This window comes from Tepidibacter mesophilus (assembly GCF_002724055.1).
GTDB lineage: Bacteria > Bacillota > Clostridia > Peptostreptococcales > Peptostreptococcaceae > Tepidibacter_A > Tepidibacter_A mesophilus.
This window is the reverse complement of record NZ_BDQY01000061.1, coordinates 1-1,377: the sequence shown is the minus strand read 5'-3', so window position 1 is coordinate 1,377 and position 1,377 is coordinate 1. Positions and strand designations below refer to the sequence as shown.

Sequence of the window (1,377 nt, the reverse complement as noted above, 5' to 3'; positions counted from 1 at the left end):
CTATAATAGTGCAAAAATACTTCAATAAATTTCCATTTGAATAAAATAAAAAAACATTTATACAAAACCTTGTTATAATTAAGTTCCTACACAAAAAAATACAAGGAGGTATGTATAAATGTTTCAGAACTTAATTATAGCAAATGAATTAACATTAGACAAATTTTTAAAAGAATTAAAATTTGATTTATACCTTACAAAACCACAGATAAATCATATGAAAAGTATAGTGAAATCAATGTTTATAAGTGGCTATACAGGGAAAATAAATGATGTTTCTAAAGTTTTATCACCTAAACACCGAACTAGTATTACAAGATTTTTATCTAACTCTTCATGGAATGAGAACCTGACATTTAATTCTTTAAAAAACAAGTCAATAGATTTAATTTGGTCTAGATCAAAGCAAACAGGTAAACCTATATATGTGATTATTGATGACACTATTTCAGAAAAAACTAAGCCCTCGTCAAAGGCTGTAAATCCAATTGAAAAGTGTTTCTTTCATAATTCACACTTAAAGAAAAAAACTGTTTATGGTCATCAAATTGTACTTGCTTTACTTTCTTGTGACGGTTTAGTTTTACCGTATGCCATAGAAATTTATGATAAAAATAATATGAGTAAAATAGCGATAGCTTCTAATATAATTAAATCTCTTCCAAAACCAATTAATAAAGGATATGTTCTTTGCGATAGCTGGTATAGTTGTAAAGAAATATTTGATAAATCAACTGAATCAGGATATACGTATATAGGAGCTATAAGAACAAATCGAGTAATATATCCAAAAGGTCATGAACGATTAGGCGCCAAACTTAATAGATATGCTCGTAGTTTAGATAAAAAAGTCTTCGACTTAGTCACCGTTAAAGGCAAACAATACTATATTTACAACTACGTTGGCAAATTAAATGATATGAAAAAAGTGTCAATAATATTAAGTTATCCTAAAGATTCATTTCATGAAGATGGATGTTTGAAAGCATTTATATCATTAAACACATCATTATCTTCTCTAGATACATTAAATCAATACATAGACAGATGGATAATAGAGCCATTTTTTAGAGATTGCAAAAGAAATTTGGGATTAAATGGTTATCAAGTTAGAAGTCAAAAAAGCATTATCAGATATCTAATAATAATGTTAATATCTTATACTTATTCTAAATTATGCTCAGGCGTAGCCTTTAATTTTAATACTGGATTTAAAAAGATGCAGAATAATTTAAGAAAATCACAGGTTATTAGTATTTACAATGCAGCAATAAAAGGTGAACCTATCAATAAAATTTTTGATACTCTGAAAATTGCATAGGAATCCCTTTGGTTATATAACTGTAAAAAATTTCAAATAAAACTGCACTATTATAG

1 protein-coding gene is annotated in these 1,377 nt (G+C 26.7%); it reads left to right on the top strand.

What is annotated here, in order from left to right; translation table 11 throughout:
- The first annotated feature begins 118 nt into the window (after positions 1-118).
- The gene (locus tag Tmeso_RS15765; RefSeq protein WP_099192879.1) at positions 119-1,321 is read left to right on the top strand and encodes an IS701 family transposase; all 1,203 of its coding nucleotides are present in this window, start codon (positions 119-121) and stop codon (positions 1,319-1,321) included.
- Positions 1,322-1,377: the final 56 nt, after the last annotated feature.

What these genes read in the sequence shown, in the direction of transcription:
- Tmeso_RS15765 (WP_099192879.1), top strand. Translation starts at nt 119, where the DNA reads ATGTTTCAGAACTTAATTATAGCAAATGAATTAACATTAGACAAATTT.